This is a genomic window from Ignavibacteriota bacterium (genome assembly GCA_016707525.1).
Lineage (GTDB): Bacteria > Bacteroidota > Ignavibacteria > UBA10030 > UBA6906 > JAGDMK01.
The window spans coordinates 700,175-720,369 of sequence record JADJHP010000001.1 but is presented as its reverse complement, the minus strand read 5'-3'; the positions used below and the strand labels follow the sequence as shown (position 1 = coordinate 720,369).

Annotated in this window: 15 protein-coding genes, 1 tRNA gene and 1 pseudogene; 16 read left to right on the top strand and 1 reads right to left on the bottom strand. The window is 59.7% G+C overall.

All coding sequences use genetic code 11. The features are described from left to right. Positions 1 to 2 precede the first annotated feature (2 nt). Positions 3 to 722 (bottom strand): bacillithiol biosynthesis deacetylase BshB1, encoded by a 720-nt coding sequence (gene bshB1 / locus IPI01_03045; protein MBK7256796.1) that lies wholly within the window; start codon positions 720 to 722, stop codon positions 3 to 5. A gap of 109 nt (positions 723 to 831) precedes the next feature. On the opposite strand from bshB1, the gene IPI01_03040 reads away from it, so the two are divergent. The 16 genes and pseudogenes from IPI01_03040 (at position 832) to IPI01_02965 (ending at position 20,142) form a co-directional block, all read left to right on the top strand. Continuing rightward, a complete protein-coding gene (locus IPI01_03040) occupies positions 832 to 2,022 on the top strand; it encodes an exodeoxyribonuclease VII large subunit (protein MBK7256795.1) in 1,191 nt (396 codons plus the stop codon). Between the two features lies 1 nt (position 2,023). Continuing rightward, positions 2,024 to 2,269 carry an exodeoxyribonuclease VII small subunit gene (gene xseB / locus IPI01_03035; protein ID MBK7256794.1) on the top strand — a complete coding sequence of 82 codons (246 nt, stop codon included), beginning with the start codon at positions 2,024 to 2,026 and terminating at the stop codon, positions 2,267 to 2,269. Further along, a pseudogene (locus tag IPI01_03030) lies at positions 2,266 to 4,181 on the top strand (1-deoxy-D-xylulose-5-phosphate synthase). Before xseB ends, IPI01_03030 begins: the two are co-directional and overlap by 4 nt. A gap of 3 nt (positions 4,182 to 4,184) precedes the next feature. Beyond that, entirely contained in the window at positions 4,185 to 5,192 is a 1,008-nt protein-coding gene (locus tag IPI01_03025; protein ID MBK7256793.1) for a Gfo/Idh/MocA family oxidoreductase, read from the top strand. Then, positions 5,189 to 5,890: a response regulator transcription factor gene (locus IPI01_03020; GenBank protein ID MBK7256792.1), complete on the top strand. Its 702-nt coding sequence runs from the start codon at positions 5,189 to 5,191 to the stop codon at positions 5,888 to 5,890. The genes IPI01_03025 and IPI01_03020 overlap by 4 nt, the downstream gene beginning before the upstream one ends. A gap of 9 nt (positions 5,891 to 5,899) precedes the next feature. Further along, positions 5,900 to 7,339 (top strand): HAMP domain-containing protein, encoded by a 1,440-nt coding sequence (locus tag IPI01_03015; protein ID MBK7256791.1) that lies wholly within the window; start codon positions 5,900 to 5,902, stop codon positions 7,337 to 7,339. Next, on the top strand, positions 7,336 to 8,430 hold the full coding sequence (ribD, locus tag IPI01_03010) for a bifunctional diaminohydroxyphosphoribosylaminopyrimidine deaminase/5-amino-6-(5-phosphoribosylamino)uracil reductase RibD (protein ID MBK7256790.1): 1,095 nt from the start codon (positions 7,336 to 7,338) through the stop codon (positions 8,428 to 8,430). Before IPI01_03015 ends, ribD begins: the two co-directional genes overlap by 4 nt. A gap of 10 nt (positions 8,431 to 8,440) precedes the next feature. Further along, entirely contained in the window at positions 8,441 to 9,082 is a 642-nt protein-coding gene (locus tag IPI01_03005; GenBank protein MBK7256789.1) for a riboflavin synthase, read from the top strand. A gap of 63 nt (positions 9,083 to 9,145) precedes the next feature. Continuing rightward, positions 9,146 to 9,475 (top strand): preprotein translocase subunit SecG, encoded by a 330-nt coding sequence (gene secG / locus IPI01_03000; protein ID MBK7256788.1) that lies wholly within the window; start codon positions 9,146 to 9,148, stop codon positions 9,473 to 9,475. A gap of 34 nt (positions 9,476 to 9,509) precedes the next feature. Next, positions 9,510 to 9,582, top strand: a tRNA-Lys gene (locus IPI01_02995). A gap of 537 nt (positions 9,583 to 10,119) precedes the next feature. Beyond that, on the top strand, positions 10,120 to 10,848 hold the full coding sequence (locus tag IPI01_02990; protein ID MBK7256787.1) for an acetylxylan esterase: 729 nt from the start codon (positions 10,120 to 10,122) through the stop codon (positions 10,846 to 10,848). 46 nt (positions 10,849 to 10,894) lie between these two features. Beyond that, on the top strand, positions 10,895 to 12,457 hold the full coding sequence (locus IPI01_02985) for a family 43 glycosylhydrolase (protein ID MBK7256786.1): 1,563 nt from the start codon (positions 10,895 to 10,897) through the stop codon (positions 12,455 to 12,457). Positions 12,458 to 12,630: 173 nt separating this feature from the next. Further along, positions 12,631 to 13,992, top strand: a complete 1,362-nt coding sequence (locus tag IPI01_02980; GenBank protein ID MBK7256785.1) for a carboxylesterase family protein — start codon at positions 12,631 to 12,633, stop codon at positions 13,990 to 13,992. Positions 13,993 to 14,475: 483 nt separating this feature from the next. Then, positions 14,476 to 17,223 (top strand): hypothetical protein, encoded by a 2,748-nt coding sequence (locus IPI01_02975; protein ID MBK7256784.1) that lies wholly within the window; start codon positions 14,476 to 14,478, stop codon positions 17,221 to 17,223. Positions 17,224 to 17,535: 312 nt separating this feature from the next. Beyond that, the gene (locus IPI01_02970; GenBank protein ID MBK7256783.1) at positions 17,536 to 18,726 is read left to right on the top strand and encodes an MFS transporter; all 1,191 of its coding nucleotides are present in this window, start codon (positions 17,536 to 17,538) and stop codon (positions 18,724 to 18,726) included. A 339-nt stretch (positions 18,727 to 19,065) separates the two neighbouring features. After that, the gene (locus IPI01_02965) at positions 19,066 to 20,142 is read left to right on the top strand and encodes a hypothetical protein (GenBank protein MBK7256782.1); all 1,077 of its coding nucleotides are present in this window, start codon (positions 19,066 to 19,068) and stop codon (positions 20,140 to 20,142) included. The last annotated feature ends 53 nt before the right edge of the window (positions 20,143 to 20,195 follow it).

Genomic DNA, 20,195 nt, shown 5'->3' with positions numbered 1-20,195 from the left:
TATCAGGTATTCAGTGTGAAGATGTCCGGGATGGCCAACGGCGCGGGTGAATAGAACGCTTCGCCGTACTGTACGCCGATCTTGTCGCCGTAGTACTCGAGGCGCGTACGCACCATTTCGAGGAACGCCGGTGTACTCAGCACCGTGCCGGGTTCATCGCTGTTGGGATCGTAGAATTGCGATCGGTACGCGCGCATCGCCTCGACGCGAGCTTCATAGGTGTCGCTGACGTCCACGATGAACGACGGCTGGAACTCGTGCCACTGCATGTAATGATACACCGCGCGCGGGCGGAACGATTCCTGCGGGTTGCCGTCGAGCGAAGTCTCGACCCGGCGCAATCCCGCATCGAACCACGCCTTGCGGCAGAGCGCATGGGAGCTTTCATGGTCGGGATGGCGGTCGATGGAGTGGGGGATGAGAAGGACGTGCGGTCGCACTTCCCGGATCACCGTCACAAGCCGGAGAACATTCTCCGGCGTCTTTTCGATGTTCCCATCGGGGATGCGGAGATTGGTGCGGTAGTGCACGCCGATAGCCTTCGCAGCGTTCTCCGCTTCCATGGCACGGATCTCACGGCTGCCGCGCGTTCCGAGTTCGCCTTCGGTAACGTCAACAATGCCCACCCGCCGGCCCTGCCGGACCGCCTTGATGAGGGTGCCACCGCACGACAATTCGACATCGTCGGGGTGGGCACCTATGGCAAGAATGTCAATATTCATGCGATAAATATACGGCCTTCGGGGATCGGATTCAATGTGTGCTTTCGTCTGATTTTTCCTATATTGCGCCCACTCGCATTTGCCAACACCGATCCACGTCAGGGGCTTCATGGCGGACCAGGCACCACTCAGCGTCAGCGCGCTGACACAGCGTATCAAGTTGTCCCTTGAGCGGACGTTCCCGTCGCTGGCCATCGTTGGCGAACTCTCCAATGTGAAACTCCATTCTTCCGGGCACCTCTACTTCACGTTGAAAGACGAAGCGGCCCAACTTTCCGGCGTGATGTGGCGAAGTCGCGTCCCCACGCTGAAGTTCCGCCCGGCCGACGGCCAGAAGGTCGTGGTCCAGGGCCGTATCACGGTGTATGAGGTTCGTGGGACCTATCAGGTCGATGTGACGTCGATGCGGACCCTTGGTGCCGGGGACCTGCAGCAGGCTTTTGAGGAACTGAAACGGAAGCTGATGGAGGAAGGGCTGTTCGATCCCGGGCGGAAGCGTCCGCTTCCGCCATATCCCGAACAGATCGGACTGATCACCTCGCCGACGGGGGCGGTCCTCCATGATATGCTGCATGTGTTCCGGAGGCGGTATCCGGTGGCATCGCTCGTGTTCCGGCCCACCCGGGTGCAAGGTGCGGGGGCGGGGCAGGACATAGCGGAGGCGATCGCTGATCTGAACCGGCTCGGCGGACTTGATCTTATCATCCTGGCCCGCGGCGGGGGGTCGCTCGAGGATCTCTGGCCCTTCAACGAGGAGATCGTGGCCCGGGCGATCGCAGGATCCCGGATCCCCATCGTGAGCGGTGTCGGGCACGAGGTGGATGTCACCATTGCGGATTTCGTGGCGGATCTCCGCGCCCCGACCCCCACGGCGGCGGCGGAGATGTCGGTTCCCGACCGGCGGGCACTGATTGAACTTCTGGAGAATTCTCGGTATACTATGTCGAGTGCCATCGAGGACCGGATCGCACTCCACAGGCGCCACATCCAGCAGATGCTCAAGAGTTACGCTCTGAACAGGCCTGTGGACCTGCTCGCCCGGCATAGCCAGCATCTGGATGAACTGACCCGCTCCATGTCAACGTCCCTTTCCCACCTGTTTGAACTCACCGCCGCACGAGCCCGCGGAACGACCGAGCGCCTGAATGCGTTGGATCCCCGGTCCGTCCTGAAACGCGGATATGCGATCGTCCGGAAACAGGGGAGGATCACGGGAAAACGGAAGGGTATCGCCGTCGATGATGCGGTCGAGATCGAATTCGCGGATGGGACTGTCCGCTCTACCATAACGGATATCTAAGATGGCCGGAAAGAAGCCCGCCGCCGGGAAGGGTTCGTTCGAAGAATCTTTGCACCGGTTGGAGGAAATTGTGAACCAGCTGGAGCAGGGAGATGTTCCATTGGAGGACTCCCTGCGCCTGTACGAGGAAGGGATCCAGCTTTCCAGGGTCTGCGCGGAGAAACTTACGCGCGCGGAAACGACCCTGAAGAAGCTGAACAAGGACCTCGACGGGAAACTCACATTGATGGATGAAGAACAGGAATGAGCGGTCAGCAATCATATCCGTACCTTGACAGGGTGAACGTGCCCGCGGATTTCCGCGGATTCACGGTCCCTGAACTCAAAGGCCTCAGCAACGATGTGCGGGAATTCCTCATCGAGGTCATCTCCAGGACGGGGGGGCACCTTGGTGCCGGTCTGGGCGCTGTGGAGTTGTCCGTTGCCCTGCACTATGTGTTCAACACACCGTACGACAAATTGGTGTGGGATGTCGGGCATCAGGCCTATCCGCACAAGATCCTCACCGGCCGCAAGGACCGGCTCCATACGATCCGCCAGTACAACGGACTGAGCGGCTTCCTCAAGCGTTCGGAGAGCGAATACGACACCTTCGGTGCTGGCCACGCCAGTACGGCCATCTCGGCCGCCGTCGGTATGGTCGCCGCACGGGAAACGTCCGGCAAGAAGTACAAAGTTGTGGCGATCGTCGGCGACGGCTCCATGACCGGCGGCATGGTGTATGAAGGGATGAACAATGCCGGCTTCATGAAGAAGGACATGATCGTCGTGTTGAACGACAACAACATGTCCATCGCCCCGAACGTCTGGGCGATCTCGAACTATTTCACCGAGCTGATCGCCGATCCGCGCTACAACCGTTTCAAGAAGAATGTGTACGATCTCACGGGCAAGCTGGACAGTGGGGCGACCGGATCCGCCGCGTGACGGCGCGGCTCGAAGAAGGCATCAAGGTCATCATCACGCCGGGCATGCTCTTCGAGGCCCTGGGTTTCCGATACTTCGGACCCATCAATGGCCACAACATGGCGCAGCTCGTCCGTATCTTTCAGGAGGTGAAGGACCTGTCGGGACCGATCCTCGTCCATGCGATCACGCAGAAGGGGAAGGGGTATCGTCCCGCCGAGCTGGACGAACAGCGGCTGCACGGTGTGACACCGTTCGACAAGGTGACGGGCGTGTCGCCGAAGAAAGCCAGCGGGCCGCCGGCGTACACCAAAGTGTTCGGTACCGCGGTGGTCGACCTTGCCCGGCAGACACCGAACCTTGTTGCGATGACCGCGGCGATGCCGGATGGGACCGGCCTCGACCAATTGCAGCGTGAGATGCCCGAACGTTTCTATGATGTCGGGATCGCGGAGCAGCACGGCGTGACCTTCGCTGCGGGACTCGCCACCCAGGGTGCGATCCCGATCGTTGCGATCTACTCATCGTTCCTCCAACGTGCGTTCGATCAGATCATCCACGATGTGGCGTTGCAGCATCTGCACGTGATCTTCGCTCTTGACCGAGCGGGGGTGGTCGGGGCCGACGGCCCGACGCATCACGGCGTGTTCGACCTGAGCTATTTGCGCCCCATTCCGGGCATGGTGATCATGGCGCCGAAGGATGAGAGCGAATTGCGGGACATGCTGTACACCGCCGTGAAGCATACGGGCGGGCCGGTGGCGATACGCTATCCACGCGGCAACGGTCTGGGTGTGCCCCTGAAGCCGGATTTCACATTGTTGCCGGTCGGCAAAGGGGAGATCCTCCGGACCGGGAAGGATGTCGCGATCCTGGCGATCGGAGACATGGTTGCGCCGTCGTTGCAGGCGGCGACGGCATTGGCGCATGAAGGCATCGAATGCGAGGTCGTGAACATGCGCTTTGTGAAGCCGCTGGACGGGGCGTTGCTGGACGACATTCTCTCGCGGTTCAAGGCCATCGTCACGGTCGAGAACAACTCTGTCCTGGGCGGATTTGGCGGCGCGGTCAGCGAATTCGTCGCAGCAGCCGGTCATGCGGGTACCCGCCTTACGATGCACGGCATCCCTGACCGTTTCGTAGACCACGGATCTCCTGCGGAACTTGCTGATGAACTCGGGTTGGATGGCCCCGGGATCGCAGCGGTCGTCCGCTCGGTCCTTCATCCCTCATCCTCACTCACCGTCGGATAGAATATGGAAAAAGTGCGCATCGGCATCGTCGGGGTCGGTTGGGTCGCCCAGGTGATCCATCTCCCCATCCTGATGAAGCTCCCGGAAGCAGAGGTCGTGGCCATTTGCGATAAGGACAAGGCCAAGGTGCGCCTGGTCGGTGAGAAGTTCGGGATCAAGAACCAGTTCACGGACCTCAACCAGATGCTCGCGATGGAAGGGCTCGACGCCGTCATCGTGTGCACGTCCACGAATGCCCATCAGGAGGTGGCCGTGGCCTCGCTGAAGGCCGGCAAGGATGTGCTCGTGGAGAAGCCGATCGCGCGGACGTATGCAGAAGCCGAAGCGATCGCTGCCGCGGCGCGCGAGTCGAAGCGGAAACTCATGGTCGGCATGAATCACCGGTTCCGGCCGGATACCATGATCCTGAAGAGCTTCATCGAGGGGAAGGAACTGGGCAAGATCTACTACGCACGTGTCGGGTGGCTCCGGAAATACGATCTCGATCGCGCGTGGCTGACCCAGCGGGAAAAGTCGGGCGGTGGCGTGTTCATCGATCTGGGCATCGTGATGCTCGACATGGCGCTCTGGATGCTCGGGTATCCCCAGGTCGTGCGCCTCAACGCCGCGAATTATAAGAACCGTACGAAGCAGGTCGAGGATACATCGGTGGTGAGCCTCGTCCTGAACACGGGTGCGACGGTCAACATCGAGGTGAGCTGGTCGATGTGCCTTGATGAGGATGTCTATTATTGCTACCTCCACGGTGCGGAAGGCAGTGCGTCTCTTTCACCGCTGAAGATCAATAAGGAGCTGCACGGGAACCTTGTGAACCTTGCCCCGGCAAAGATCGACTCCGGGCATCAGCTCTTCAAGCGTTCGTACGAGAACGAATTGAAACACTTCCTGGGAGCGGTGAAGGACCTGCACCCGGTGATCTCCACAGGCGAGGAAGCGGTGCAACGGATGCGCGTCGTCGATGCCGTGTACCGCTCCGCCAAGAAGGGGAAAGAGGTCGCTGTCACGCCATGAGCACGGCCCCGGACCCAAAGCGGATTCTCGTCGTCGACGATGAGCGGGACATCGTTGAGTTGATCCGGTATAACCTCACCAAAGAAGGGTATGAGGTTGCGACGGCCTACAACGGGAAGGAAGCTCTTGCCCAGGCAGGGAACGGCACCGCGTTGGTGATCCTGGACCTGATGATGCCCGTGCTGGACGGCTTTGCCACGTGCAAGAAGCTCAAGACCACGCCCGGGACCGCCGGCATTCCGGTGATCTTTCTCACGGCGAGTTCGCGCGAGGTGGACGAAGTGGAAGGGCTCGAGCTCGGAGCCGACGACTACATCCAGAAGCCCATCAGTCCGCGGAAACTCGTTGCCCGCGTGAAGGCGGTATTGCGCCGGCGCGAACAGAGCGGCGACGATGCGAATGAGCCCCCGACGATCCACCAGGGCCGCCTGACCATCGACCGGAGGAGTTACAGCGTCCGCATCGGGGAACGTGATGTGTTCTTTCCCCGTAAAGAGTTCGAGATACTGGCGCTGCTTGCCGCACACCCGGGGAAGGTCTTCACGCGCGAGATGCTCCTGAATACGATCTGGGGGAGCCAGGTGATCGTGGTCGACCGGACGGTGGACGTGCACATCCGGAAGGTCCGCGAGAAATTGGGCGATGATGCCGACGTGATCGAAACGATCAAGGGCGTCGGCTATCGCTTCAAAGCCTGACCCCGCCCCATGAGACTCCGCTCCCGAATCGCCGTTACCTACATATCCCTTACCGTTGCAGGTGTCGTCCTCGTCAGTCTCATCTCCTCCTGGCAGATCCGCCAATTCATCACCACACGAAGCACCGGGACCCTTGCGGCCCAGGCCGAGCTGTTCGGACGGCAGATGGAGCTGGGACTGCTGCCCTGTGACGGCCGGGCTTCGACGGATTCGATCCTGTCGATGTCGGCGGCTGCCATCGGGGTGCGCCTGACCGTGATAGATCACGACGGCAGGGTGGTATTCGATTCTGTCGTGCCGCGCGACTCGCTCCGCTTCCTGGAGAACCATGCCTTCCGGCCTGAGGTGCAGGCGGCGCGCGCGCACAGGACGGGTTCGGACCGGAGGGTCAGCCATACCAACGGGAACGAATATGTCTACGTGGCGCGCCGGCTCGCCATGCCGGGGGCAGATGTTCTCGATGGCGGCGTCCTGCGCCTGGCGCTTCCGGTGGCCGATATGCGGGCCCTGGATGGCCAGGTACAGACCATGGTATGGATCATCGGGTTCATCGTCGTGGTGATCGTTGCCGTTGTGAGCATGCATGTTGCCGGGAGGATCACGCGGCCCATCCAGCATATCGCGCGAACGGCCGCCGCGATCACGCAGGGGGACCTGAATGCGCGCATTGTGGAAACGGGGGGTGATGAGATCGCGTCACTCGCCGCGGGCATCAATGAAATGGCCCGGACTCTGGGAGCGGACCTGGAGCGACAGCGGAAGCTCGAGCGCGTGCGCACGGAATTCCTCGGCAACGTTTCGCATGAACTGCGCACACCCATCTTCTCGATCCAGGGATACCTGGAAACGCTGATGGATGGGGCCGTCGACGATCCCGCGGTGAACCGCGAATTCCTCGGGAAGGCCCACACGCATGCTGAACGGTTGAACGCGCTCCTGAATGATCTGATCGAGATCTCCCGGATCGAATCCGGCGAAATGAAGATGAGCTTCCGCTGGTTCGCGCTGAACCAGTTCCTTGACGCCGTGGAAGAGGACATGCGGCCGCTGGCGGAGAGGAAACAGATCTCGCTGACCACGGAATACCCCGCAGTGCCCGATCTCAGGGTCTGGGGCGATCGCGACCGCTTGAAGCAGGTGATGGTGAACCTGATCGAGAACGCGGTGAAGTATACGGAGCCCGGCGGGAAGATCCGTGTCGGGGTCGCGCTCGAAAAGGACCAGGCGAAGATCTCGGTGACCGATTCGGGGATCGGCATCCCCGGGGAGCATCACCAGAGGATCTTCGAGCGGTTCTACAGGGTGGATAAGGACCGGTCGCGGGATGTGGGAGGGACGGGCCTTGGCCTTGCGATCGTGAAGCATATCGTCGAGGCACACGGAGGAACGATCGGTGTGACCAGCGAGCCTGCAAGAGGAAGTGTATTCACATTCTCGGTGAAACGATGAGCAAAGCACTTGATGAGAAGTTCATGACGGCCGCTCTCGATCTGGCCGTGCAAGGCGACCGGGCGGTCAGTCCGAACCCGATGGTGGGGGCGGTCCTCGTGCGTGGAGGCCGTATCGTGGCACGAGGGTATCATCGGTACTTCGGTGGGGCGCATGCAGAAGTGGATTGCCTCTCACGCTACCGCGGCGATCTCACCGGCACCACGATGTATGTGACCCTCGAGCCGTGCAGTCATTACGGCAAGACGCCACCCTGTGCACAGATGCTTGCATCGACGCCGATCAAGCGGTTCGTCATTGCGATGGTCGACCCGAACCCGGCGGTCTCCGGTGCGGGTATCACGATCCTCCGCACAGCGGGCAAGCGTGTCGATGTGGGCGTGCTCGGAGGTGACGCTGCGGATCTCAACCGCCGATTCGTCCGGGCCGTTACCCGGCATCGGCCGTATGTTCATCTCAAAGTTGCACAGACGCTGGACGGGAAGATCACGAAGGGGGGTGGTGGCCGGGATCTGATCACCGGGCCGGAAGCCCGCCGTGTCGTGCATGCGATGCGTACCGACTTCGATGCCGTGCTCATCGGGGCGAACACCGTGAGGGTGGATGACCCGCGGCTGACGGTGCGCGACATGCCGGGCGATGATCCCCATGTCGTGGTGCTCGATGGTCAGTTGACTCTCTCTCCTGACGCCCGCTTGATCCGCGCCTCGAAGAAACGCACGGTCTATGTCATTGTGACCCCGTCAGCGTTGCGCCAGCGCCGGGCCCGTGCCGTAGCCCTTGCGCGGGCAGGGGTCCAGGTGCTTGCTGTCGATGCAACGAAAGGGCGGCTCGACCTCCGGAAGGTCCTTGGTGTGCTCTATGATGAAGGCATCGGGTCGCTGCTTGTGGAAGGCGGGGCAGATGTCTTCGGGCAGTTCGTGGCCGGAGGGATGATCGATGAGATGAGTGTCTTCATTGCACCGGTGCTCGCTCCCCGTGGGGTTCCCGCGTTTCCGTCGGGTGCTCTGGCCGCGGCGGTGAGTGAAGCGTCATACATGCACACACACGATGCGGGGCGCGATATCTGGCTCCATGTGATGTTTGATTGAGGAGGCGGCGATGTTCACGGGTATCGTACAGGAGATAGGTTCTGTCGCCGGGGTGGTGAAGCGTGCGGGGGGCATCGTGCTGAGCGTGCGGGCACCAGGCGCGGCGAAAGAACTCAGGGTCGACGACAGCGTTGCGGTCAGCGGCGTCTGCCAGACCGTCGTGCGCTGCGGCGGCGATACATTCGAGGTGGAGGCCGTGGAGGAGACCCTGCGGAAGACGACGCTGGGATCGCTGAACCATGGTGCAAGGGTGAACCTGGAACTGGCCCTCCGGGTGGGCGACCGTCTGGGCGGGCACCTTGTGCAGGGGCACGTGGATTGTGTGGGGGAGATCGTGGGGGTGGAGAAGAGGCCGATGAGCTGGATGGTGACCGTCGGGTTTCCGGAGGAATTTGCGCGGTACATCATTCCCGTGGGCTCCATTGCCGTTGATGGGATCAGTCTGACGGTGGCCGCGGTAGGGCAGCGCAGATTCACCGTATCGGTGATCCCGCATACATTGGAGAAAACGACCCTTGTGGATGTTGCGGCGGGGAGACAAGTGAATCTGGAGTTCGACCTGGTCGGGAAGTACATCGAGCGGCTGACAGCGGGGAGAACTGGAGGAGGGGGAGGGATAACCGGCGAAAAATTGAGTGGTTGGGGGTTTTAGTACTTGATTTTTCCACGGGAGTTTTGTATCATTCAATACTACGATTGAACAGGAACGGGGTTTATGTTCACACTTCTTATTGTGGTTGAGCTGGTCATCAGCATTCTGTTGATCCTTGCGGTACTGATGCAGTCGAGCAAGGGCGGCGGGTTGGCAGGATCATTCGGTGGCGGGAACGTTGGCGTGGTCTTCGGCGTGCGTCGCACGGCGGATTTTCTCACGCGTGCAACGCAGATCCTTGCCGGAGTGTTCCTTGTCCTCGCGCTCGTGATCAACATCTTTTTCCTCCCGCGCGTGTCGTCGAGCGGGGGCAGTGTCCTGCAGCAGCAGGGTCAGCAGAAGACGATGACGCCGCAGCTTCCGCCGCCCCAGCAGCAGGCGCCGGTACAGTAACGGAGAAGGTTCTTCTCCCCGTCATTGTTGTACCGCACCCATGGCTCAATTGGTAGAGCAACTGACTCTTAATCAGTGGGTTCCAGGTTCGAGTCCTGGTGGGTGCACAACCGATCGACAACAGCCTAAGGGGTATGGTCGATCACGTGAAGATGCAATGACGAAGACAGCACAGCCCGACGATGTTCGGGCTGTGCTGTCTTCGTTTTGAGGGGGCACAGTCCTCCTCCCGCGGTCACACAGGACGATATCAGCAGTCCGCTCAATAAATATTTTTCCGCAGATCGTCCATCCGATTCGCCAACGATAAGTTCAAATCGCGATGGCCCGGTTTGATGCCCGCATATCTCTTGCACTGTCGCACGACATCACTCCAGGAACGATCATCGCGGGGGAAGGTCTTTTCACCTTTTCTCGGAGAGATGTGCGTGATGCTTTCCCGATGCTCACAGGATTTCCGGCAAGACGGTTCTTGATGAGCGCGATAGGTTCGAGGACCCGCACTGGTGCTGGGAGTCAGCACGACATTTCACGCAGAAGACTTGAAACTGCATCACGGATTCTCTACACTTCATCTGCTTCGAACAATCCATCCTCGCCTTGCCTGCATGTATCAATCAATCGTCAAAGGATGCCGTATGAAAATGCTCTGCACGTTCATACTTCTGGTATGCGATGTGGTGTACGTCCTTGCCCAGGGTGTGTCTCCCGCCTCCGGGGGGCTCGGGCACCTTCCAGCAGCGGTCGATACCGCTCGCAGTATCGCGCCGTTCTTCACGCAAGCCCAGGCAACCCCCGGGGTTCCCGATGCCGATGGTTTCATCCAGCGCTGGCTCCTTCTCGAGCCGATCAACAAACCGAACCGCGGCAATACTGTCTTCACCGACTCGTATATCCGGAGAAATCTCGATACGGCCTACTTCCCTGGACAGTTCGCGACGTTTCCTCGCAACGGGGAAAAGGTCAAGGTCGGTGATCAGGAACTTGTCTGGCATGCCCTCGAAACCTCCAGTTTCAACATCAAGCTTTTCCGCTTCGCGTACGGACTGAACAAGCAGACATACGGGGTGGTATTCCTGGCTGCCACCGTCATCGATTGTCCCAAAGAACTGAAAAATGTCCGCATGGCAGTGGGATCCAATTCGGCTTCCATGTGGTGGCTCAACGGGAAGGAAGCCGTCATGCTCTCCGGTGACCGTCGCATGGTGATGGACGATGGTGTTTCAAGACGCCTCACACTCAACAAAGGCAGGAACATCATCCGCGGCGCCGTCATCAATGGCCCGGGCATGAGCGATTTCTGCGTCCGCTTCATTGATGAGCACGGCCAGGCGGTCAAGGATCTCACCATATCTCTTGATCCCCGGAAGTAGGACAGGTCTTTCCATTGCTCTCAATCGACATGATCTCGGAGGTTCAATGAAATTCAGAATTGTGGCAGTCATCGGTCTTGCTCTTCTCTCGTCCCGCCTGACGGGCTGGGCCCAGGCGTTGAACGGTCAGCCGTATATTCACGATCCTTCGACCATCGCCCAATGCGACGGCAAGTACTATACCTTTGGCACCGGTGGCGGCGGCCTGATCTCCGTCGATGGCTGGACGTGGAACCCCGGCGCTGAGCGCCCCGGCGGCGGATTGGCACCCGATGTCATCCACATTGGGGATCGCTACTACGTTTCCTATGCGAAGGGGGGCGGAGGACTCGCAGGCGGGCATGCGAGCAATGTGTACGTTATGTGGACCAGGAGTCTTGATCCCAAATCTCCCGACTTTGGATTCAAGGACGAGACACTTGTTGCTTCCTCTGACGGGATCGAAGACTGTGATGCCATCGATCCGGCATTCCTTCTCGATCCCACCGACGGACGGCTGTGGCTGACGTACGGAACATACTTTGGGTTCATTCGCATCGTTGAGCTCGACCCCACAACAGGCATGCGCATGCCTGGCAACAAACCGGTAAATATTGCGATCGACTGCGAAGCGAGCGCCATGATGTATCGCGATGGATGGTATTACCTTCTGGGCACGCACGGCACCTGCTGCGACGGCGCGAACTCCACGTACAACATCGTGGTGGGTCGCTCAAAGAAGATCACCGGCCCCTACCGGGACAACATGGGGCAGGACATGCTCAAGGGGGGAGGCAAATTTGTTGTCGGAGCGAGTGGCCGGTTTGTGGGTGCGGGCCATTTTGGACATATGGTCCTGGATGCATGTGTGGAAAGATTCTCATGCCACTACGAAGCCGACCTCGATCGCAGCGGCTTCAGCGTGCTCGACATTCGCCCACTGCTCTGGAGAGATGGCTGGCCCGTCGCCGGTGACAACTTCAGGGGCGGTGTGTTTGAGATTCAGTCTGAGCGGAGCGGATTTGCACTGGAACTTGCCGTGGATTTCGTTCGCATGCCGCGCATCTGGCGCGGACCCGCTGGCGGCCCCGGTCCGGGAACTCCGCCCCCGGCTCCTCAACCATCGGGAACCAATCCGCCAACCCCTCCGCCCCCGGGTGGGGGCTTCCCGATGATCCCTGGTTTCTTCAATCGGGTCCCAGATGGACCACTGGTTTCCATTCCTGCCCAGAGTCTCGATTCGGTGGCCAGGGGCTGGCCGTCCGGCACCATCGACATCAGAATAGGCGATTTCATGTCCCGGCCGCATCAGACATGGTCGATCACTCCGGTCGCCGATGCCGGTGGATATCCCGGTGCACCGTATTTCAAGATCACGATCGCGGGAACAGATCGCGCTCTGGCGGCTACCGCCGATGCTGAACTCGTGGCGGTTCCGGGATTTACCGGAGCACCTGAACAACTCTGGCGGATCGATCAGCTGACGGACGGTACATATCGCATCATGCCCAAACTCGTTCCCCAGTCAAAAGAACAGTTCGTGTTGACCGCAGTGGGGACCAGTACGGTCACGCTTGCACCTTTCGATCCCAGAAGTGACGTCTCGCGCTGGAATTTCAAGACGCCTTGAGGAGGTTGGACGCACCATCGCGTGTTCGAACGCTGAACCCGGATCGATCGCAGACCAAACGTATCACACCATGTGATTCTGTCACAGACGGAAATTGGATCGCCATGAAAACATTCTGTGTCTTTCTTGCGATATGGATGATATCGTCAGCAGTCTTCTGCCAGGATAAAGACGTGAATCCTGTGCTGACCATCGAAGGCGGAAACGTCGTGGGGGTGGTGACCCCAACGAAAGGTATAGTCGCGTACAAAGGGATCCCGTTTGCGGCTCCTCCGGTTGGCGACCTGCGTTGGAAGGAACCGCAACCGGTCGTGGCCTGGAAAGGAACACGAGTGGCAGACACGTACGGTGCCGCCGCCAAGCAGGTAACATGGGACCCGCAAAGTTTCTATGGCAAAGAATGGCGTGCCAGCGGTTCCGTCCCGTTCAGTGAGGACTGCCTCTATCTCAATATCTGGACGCCCGCTGCAGGCCAAGCGGACAAGAAGCTCCCTGTGGCAATGTGGATACATGGTGGCGGTTTTCGTGAAGGCTTTGCCTTTGAACCGGAAATGGACGGCGGTGAGGAATGGGCGACGCACGGCGTCATTCTGGTGTCGGTAACGTACCGCCTCGGCGTTCTTGGGTTCCTCTCACACCCGCTACTGTCGGCCGAAAGTCCACATGGCGTATCGGGCAACTATGGGCTCCTTGACCAGATCGCAGCGCTGAAGTGGATCCATAAGAACATCAGGCAATTTGGCGGTGATCCCAACAACATAACGGTCTTTGGTCAGAGTGCAGGTGCAGGGAGCGTTCAGGCACTGTGCGCATCCCCGCTGTCGAGACAATTGATCAGTCATGCCATAAGCATGAGCGGCGGGGGCCTGGGCAAGTTTCGGATGGGGAGTACGGATTTTGACACTGTCCAGTTGGCAAACAAGGCCTTGATGGATTTTGGGAACAAGACAACGCTGAAGGATATGCGTGCGCTTTCGTTTGAAGAGCTTCTCAAGCTGTCCAATGACTATGCAGCAGCAACGAAGAAGACCATCTTCTTTGGCCCCATCGTCGATCATTACGTGTCGGAAGGTTCCTTCGATGATGTGGCAAGAGCAGGGAAGATCGCCGACGTTCCATACATGTTTGGGTACACTGCTAACGACTTGTTCGACATGACGAAAGCGGTTGTGGACTTCTGCGCCCTGCGTGCCGAAACGAGCAGTAGGCCGGCGTATGCGTATGTGTTTTCCCGCCAACTACCAGGGGATTCCAGCGGCGCATTCCACTCTGCTGACCTGTGGTATGTCTTCCATTCGTTCAGATACAGCTGGCGTCCATTCACAGCCGGCGACCATGCATTGAGCACTAAGATGATCGGGTACTGGACGAACTTCGCGAAATGGGGCAATCCCAATGGCGCAGAAGATGGCATCTGGACATCGTACTCTGCCCGGGACCCAAAGCTCATGGAATTGAATGTGGATGGAAACGATGCAGACTGCACAATGACCAGCTCTCCCAAGTACCGAGGCAGTACATTCAAGTGGCGGTGACCACGAACGGCGCCACGACACCCTCCGCCCGTTGCCTGGCCGATCATTTCACGGTCAAGCTCATCAAGCGCCTTGCGAGCTGCCGAGGGCAACCAATGTCACACGAACCGCCGTGAACCGGCCTGGCCTCCCGGTCTTGGCGGATCATTTTCCTGGCAATGGACAAGCGGCAACCGGTCGTCGGTAACTGCTTGTGCAGTAGTAATCTTCGATCTTCGATGTTCAATCTTCAATTAGTCTTCGATCTTCAGCAAGCCTCGGTGATCACCGGGGCTTTTTCATACCTTGACACTCTCCGAACCATTCTCTACTTTGCTCCTCGAAGAAGAGCATTCCGATCCTTCGGGTCTTTCGTCACGAGTGCAGATGGAGGCACAAAGCCTGCCTGTCTCTCCCGGCGCTCAGGCGCCGGATGTTCGTGCTGTCGATGCGTGGTAATGGTAGAGTGCTGGGTTGAACATGGAACAACGGAGTTCTGATCGTATGAAGACACGTGAACGTACCGACGTTGTGAGCCGCAATCTCATGTGTTGTTCCTGGGGGATCGCCGCCGTTGCCATATGGCTGTGTGCCGCTCCCTCTGCGATCCTGGCGGGGGAGGGAAACCAAGACAAGCCTGCTCCGGAAAGGGATCCCCGACGGCTGGTCTATCTCGTGCCGAATTTTCACCCGGCATGCTGCGGCTGGCTGACCGACTGGTCCACCGAGCGGAACTACTGCGCCAACAACTACATCGATCACCTGGACCGTGTGCGCGACGACCCGAACTACGCATTCGCGCTCTCCGAGGTTCCGAATATGATCGCCATGTTCAACTTTCACCCGGAGCGAAAGGATGAGCTGATACGTCGCTTTCAGGAAGGGCGGGTGGAGCCGTGCAACGCCTTCTTCCTCGAATCGACGATCAACCTGTCGGGGGGCGAGGCGCTGGTCAAGAACGGCGTAGAGGGTTTGCGCTGGCAGAGCCAGGTGCTCGGAGTCCGTCCGCGTTTTGCCTGGATGATCGACGTGACGGGGACCCACGAGCAGATGGCGCAGATCACCGCCGGGCTCGGCCTGGACGCTCTGTTCTATACCCGCCACAATCCGACCGGTTCCACAATTCACTGGGCTGAATCTCCCGACGGCACGCGGGTGCTGGCCATCGCACCGGGGCACTACAGCGAGTGGAACCCTCTTTTCAAAACCCCGCAACTCCTCGACGACGTGGCGCTTCGGGAATTGAAGGAGGATCTCGATTACCGGATGGGGGTGAAGACGATGACTCCCGAGGAGATCGAGAAACGGCCCTTCAAGTGGGACGGCATGAGGCAGCGTGTTCCCGAGGGGGCTCCAGTGCTGATCCTGGCAGGCAACGGAGACTACAGCGTCGCCCCCGCGTACAAGGGATATCCGACCGAGTTCATCCGTCAATTCAAGAGCGTCGCTCCCCGGATCGACCTGTCCTTCGTAACCCCGGGCACATACGTGGACGCGATCCTGCCCGCGGCCCGATCGGGAGCAATGAAGTTGCCCACGATGCAGGGGGGAACGAAATTCAGCTTCAACTCTTTCTGGATAGAAAACCCGCGCGTCAAAACCGCGTTTCGCCGCGCGGAGCAGGAGCTACAGGCGGCCGAGATGCTGTCAACGATCGCCAGCATCGAATCCCGTTCCACCTACCCGGTTCAGCCACTGTATCATGCCTGGCTCATGCTGCTGCTGAACATGGACCGCAATTCCCTGTGGGGATCGGCAGGCGGCATGGTCTTCGAGCATCCGCATTCGTGGGACGTCCGCGACCGCTACGAAGCCGTGGGCGCCATCGCCCGCAGAGCGTCTGAGGAGGCGATGGGCGCCCTCAGTGCGGAGGGATCTTCTTTGGCGTTGTTCAACCAGCTCAACTGGGAACGACGCGATCCGGTACTGGTGAACCTCCCGGAAGGAAGCGGCCTGAAGGGCGTCCGGTCTCAGGCTGTGCCCGGGACGCCGTACGTCCTGTGTGAGCCAACGCTTCCTTCGGTTGGGACAGCCTCTCTTGAGCCCTCGTCAAATTCTCCCGAACTCCCGAAATCGGTTCCTTTGCCCGACTCGATCGATACCCGTTTTTACCGGGCGCGGATCGATCGGGGCACAGGTTCGCTGACAAGCCTGAAGCTGAAATCCTCAGGTCGGGAAATGCTGGGTGGGCCGGCGAACGTCATCGTGGCTGAGAAGCCGAAGACGCAGGCGGGCGATCCGGGGGACCATATGCTCGACCGGCCGGAGCGTCTGACGCTGGCAAATTCGAACCAGTTCCTCCCGAAGATCTCCGTGCAATCGGGGTCCCTGGCCACGATCGTCAGGATCGAGTCCGGATTCTATGGGGGCGGCGGCATGATCCGGACCATATGCTTCTACGACGATTATCCGCGCATCGATTTCGAGACCGACCTGAACGACATCCCCGACAGCACCGTGGTGGTGGCGGAGTTTCCGCTGAGCGAAGAGATCGTCGAGATTCGCCGCGGCATTCCTTACGGCTTCTCGCACGCGGCCTGGTCGAGGCCGAACCCCGGGCTGCACGGCCGGACCGAAGGGATCGTCCCGGCGGTGCGCTGGTCGCACTACGCGTTCGAAGGCGGAGGTGGAGTGGCGTTGCTCGACCGCGGTCTCTCCGGGCGCGAAACGACCGGCAGGACACCGATCATCTTCCTGCTCAACGCCACAGACAAGTACTACGGTTACGTCAATCCGTGGTTGAGCGGCAAGGGGAAGCACCGGCTCGAGTATGCCCTGGTCGCTCACGACTCTGCCTGGGACAAGGCGCGCATTCCACAACTTGCGTGGGAATTCAACTGTCCGCCGGTCACGGTGCCCGACCGCGGAACAACCGCTCCCCGATCGTTCGTCAAAACATCGGAGAACATGATCGTTGAAGCGATCCGCCGCGAAGGTTCGGATATCGAATTGCGCATGGCCGAGTGCCTGGGAATCGCTGGCTACGCCGAAGTGAAGCTCTCGATGCCCCATGAGCAAGCGGCGCTCACCGATCTCGACGGCGCCAATCGTGTCCCGCTCAAGCCCTCCTCCGTCTACCGTTTCCCCGTACGTCCGCAACAGATCGTCACGATGCGTTTTCGCACCCGGAATACCGTAGCCGAAATTCAGCCCCTGACCGATTGGAGTCCGCTGGTTCCCGGGGCAAAGCGTGCAGCACTCAGCACCCGCATCGACAAGAAGGGCCATCCACCCCGCGGCGATGTGCGCTAGGATATGGGGTCCAACGAACCCTGGCTCGTAAGCTGTATCGGGGGGCTATCGTGCAACTCCAGACCCCGTTGAACTGCCTGGCGGAGGGACTCTTGGACCCGCATGCGATCGTCGCCGATCCACGGAACCACGATGAGTTCGAGGCGGCGGCATGATGGAGGGAGAGCGTCCTCCGTGTGCGATGCTCAGAACAGAAGCACTATGTCAATCCAGAAAACACCGGGGCACCTAATGAACCAGAGTGAGATTCCTGCGGAAGAACATCTCGAGAACGTAACGCGGCAACAGTGGAAATGGTCTGCACTGGCGGGGATGGCGTCCTATCTTGATGCGGGGTCGATCGTCGCGCTGGGCGCGGGGCTTGCGTTGTTTCAGGCGTATCTTGGCCTGAGCTCCACGGCCGTGGGGGCTCTTGCTGCGATCGGCCCCAATGCACTGGGTTGTGCCCTCGGATCGGTGATAGGTGGGCGTCTTGGTGATCGGCTCGGGCGCAAGCGCATCTATCAGTACGACCTGCTCGTCTACGCGGCCGGGATCCTCTGCATTGCACTGGCCGTGAATCGTGAGATGCTGTTCGCCGGAACGTTTGTTGTCGGCGTCGCCGTGGGCGCCGATGTTCCCACCTCACTTGCCTTGGTAGGTGAAATAGCGCCCGCGAAAGCCCGCGGCAAACTCCTTGGCCTGACGCAGGTTGCGTGGTCGATCGGCCCGGTCATCGTCCTGCTGATGGCAGCGGCATTGGCTCCGCTCGAATTGCTCGGCATTCGCATCGTCTTCCTGCATCTCTTTGTGGCGGCGATCGTGACGTGGGCACTGCGCCAGGGGCTCGCAGAATCTGCTCGCTGGAAGTCCGCGTCGCGATCCGGCCGTATGCTGGTCCGGAATCTCTTCTCGGGTGCGAACTTGTGGGCGTTGCTCTGGACGGGGTCGATCTACCTGTTCTGGGCTCTCGCTGCGGGAACATCCGGGATCTTCTACCCCTACATCATCCGGACGCTCAACGCCGGCGATCAGGCCGCAAGTGTGGCGGTCACAAGCATTGGGTTTCTCGCTTCGATCCTGTTCACCACCACGATCTTCATGCGGTTCTCCGACCGCGATCATGCGACGCGCAAACGCCTGTGGGGGATCGGGGCCGTAGCCCAGACGGCTGCGTTCGGGCTCTTCCTCGTGCTGCCGTTCAGCATCCCTGTCATCATCGCCAACATCGTGCTGTGTGCGTTCGGTGGGTCGCTGGCCGGTGAGGCGTTCTATAAAGTGTTCAGCCAGGAACTGTTTCCCACTCTTCTGCGAGGGACCGCGCAGGGCCTGACGTTTGGCGTCGCCCGCACGATGCTGGGGATCTGGAGTTTCTTCGTGCCGACGCTTGCAGATGCCGGCTTTCGTCCCGTGGCAGCACTCTTGATGGTGTTCCTGGCGATCAGCGGCGGGATCGGTTTCTGGTTCATGCCTGATACTTCGGGCAAGACGTTGGAGCAGATCGCATCAGAGCGGGGGGGATGAGGCCCGCGTGTCATTAGTGGATCAGCGTGGGACGCCCGGTCCTCACACATCGAAGAACATGAGGATTGTCATTTAAATTTCGTTTGATTAGATTGTTGTGGATCGAAGGAACGCGGTGACTCCTTCTCGATCCTCCGCATTGTTGTGCCTTGCATTGTCTCTGCAATCGATAGCACCGTGGTTCTCAGCCCCGTCGTTCCAGGCGGCTGCATCACCTGTTCTTGCTCAACCCATGCGCTCACGTTCACCAACGCGATCCGGCGAGAACCGTCTTTCCTGAGATCGCATTCCGACCGCGCACGAACGAATCGCGATCCTCTGACCTAGAACCCAAGGACCATGACCATGTCGCTTACCCCGAAATTCCTCGCCACCGGCATCGGCAGCATGCCATTTGCCGACGTTGAACACGCAGTGAACGTCTCATTGACCAGACTCCATGCGCCGATCTGGCCGCAATTGCCGAAGGCGGGATTGCACGAACAGATGGAGATCCAGTACTCGGAAGGGATGCCCTGCAGCGTCATCGACGAAGTGAAAGGACGGATGTTCTTCGACACGTCAGTCGATTACTCCGAATCGTTTGCGCGCTTCTACGAAACGTACATGGAGGCCATGGATCCGGAATCAGGGTCAGGGGATTGTTCCTCCATGGCCATCACGCCGGCTTTCTCCAAAGGGATCTACGCCATGGAGAAAGCGTTGCATGGGCTGGGCCGGACGCTTCCGTTGCTTAAGGTGCAGACCACCGGACCGTGCAGTTTCAGCCTGACCATCGTCGATGAGAACAAGCGCGCCATCTACTACAACGAAGAATTCCGCGACATGATCATCAAGGCACTGGCCATGAAGTGCCGCTGGCAGATCCAGAAGTTCCAACCCTATGCCGATAAGATCATCTGCTTCATCGATGAACCCATACTGTCCGCATTCGGCAGTTCGACCTATGTCTCCGTGAAACGAACCGATGTGGTCGATCACCTCACCGAAGTGGTGGCTGCTGTGCATGCGGACAATGCCCTCGCCGGCGTTCATTGCTGCGGGAATACGGAATGGAGCATTCTGATCGATGCCGGTGTGGATATCGTGAACTTTGATGCGTTTCAGTACGGGGAGACCATCGCCATGTACCCCGCAGGCATCAAGTCGCTCTTTGCCCGTGGCGGCTGCCTCGCCTGGGGAGTGGTGCCGACGTCCCCGGCCATCCGGGAACAATCGGTGGCGAGCCTGATGACCCAGCTTGAAAAGGTTATGGATCATCTTGCCTCCAAAGGGATCGACAAGCAATTGATCGCGGAGCAGGCCATCATTACACCATCGTGCGGGACCGGCTCGATGGAGCCCGCGGATGCCGAGCGGGTGTTCGAAATGACTGCAGCCCTCTCGAAAGCGATGCAGGAGAAATATCATTTCTAGGATCAACCCATTGACACTGGCGATCTCAGGCAAGGGGGAGTTGGGAAATCAAC

What these genes read in the sequence shown, in the direction of transcription:
- bshB1 (MBK7256796.1), bottom strand. Translation starts at nt 722, where the DNA reads ATGAATATTGACATTCTTGCCATAGGTGCCCACCCCGACGATGTCGAA.
- IPI01_03040 (MBK7256795.1), top strand. Translation starts at nt 832, where the DNA reads ATGGCGGACCAGGCACCACTCAGCGTCAGCGCGCTGACACAGCGTATC.
- xseB (MBK7256794.1), top strand. Translation starts at nt 2,024, where the DNA reads ATGGCCGGAAAGAAGCCCGCCGCCGGGAAGGGTTCGTTCGAAGAATCT.
- IPI01_03025 (MBK7256793.1), top strand. Translation starts at nt 4,185, where the DNA reads ATGGAAAAAGTGCGCATCGGCATCGTCGGGGTCGGTTGGGTCGCCCAG.
- IPI01_03020 (MBK7256792.1), top strand. Translation starts at nt 5,189, where the DNA reads ATGAGCACGGCCCCGGACCCAAAGCGGATTCTCGTCGTCGACGATGAG.
- IPI01_03015 (MBK7256791.1), top strand. Translation starts at nt 5,900, where the DNA reads ATGAGACTCCGCTCCCGAATCGCCGTTACCTACATATCCCTTACCGTT.
- ribD (MBK7256790.1), top strand. Translation starts at nt 7,336, where the DNA reads ATGAGCAAAGCACTTGATGAGAAGTTCATGACGGCCGCTCTCGATCTG.
- IPI01_03005 (MBK7256789.1), top strand. Translation starts at nt 8,441, where the DNA reads ATGTTCACGGGTATCGTACAGGAGATAGGTTCTGTCGCCGGGGTGGTG.
- secG (MBK7256788.1), top strand. Translation starts at nt 9,146, where the DNA reads ATGTTCACACTTCTTATTGTGGTTGAGCTGGTCATCAGCATTCTGTTG.
- IPI01_02990 (MBK7256787.1), top strand. Translation starts at nt 10,120, where the DNA reads ATGCTCTGCACGTTCATACTTCTGGTATGCGATGTGGTGTACGTCCTT.
- IPI01_02985 (MBK7256786.1), top strand. Translation starts at nt 10,895, where the DNA reads ATGAAATTCAGAATTGTGGCAGTCATCGGTCTTGCTCTTCTCTCGTCC.
- IPI01_02975 (MBK7256784.1), top strand. Translation starts at nt 14,476, where the DNA reads ATGAAGACACGTGAACGTACCGACGTTGTGAGCCGCAATCTCATGTGT.
- IPI01_02970 (MBK7256783.1), top strand. Translation starts at nt 17,536, where the DNA reads ATGGCGTCCTATCTTGATGCGGGGTCGATCGTCGCGCTGGGCGCGGGG.
- IPI01_02965 (MBK7256782.1), top strand. Translation starts at nt 19,066, where the DNA reads ATGACCATGTCGCTTACCCCGAAATTCCTCGCCACCGGCATCGGCAGC.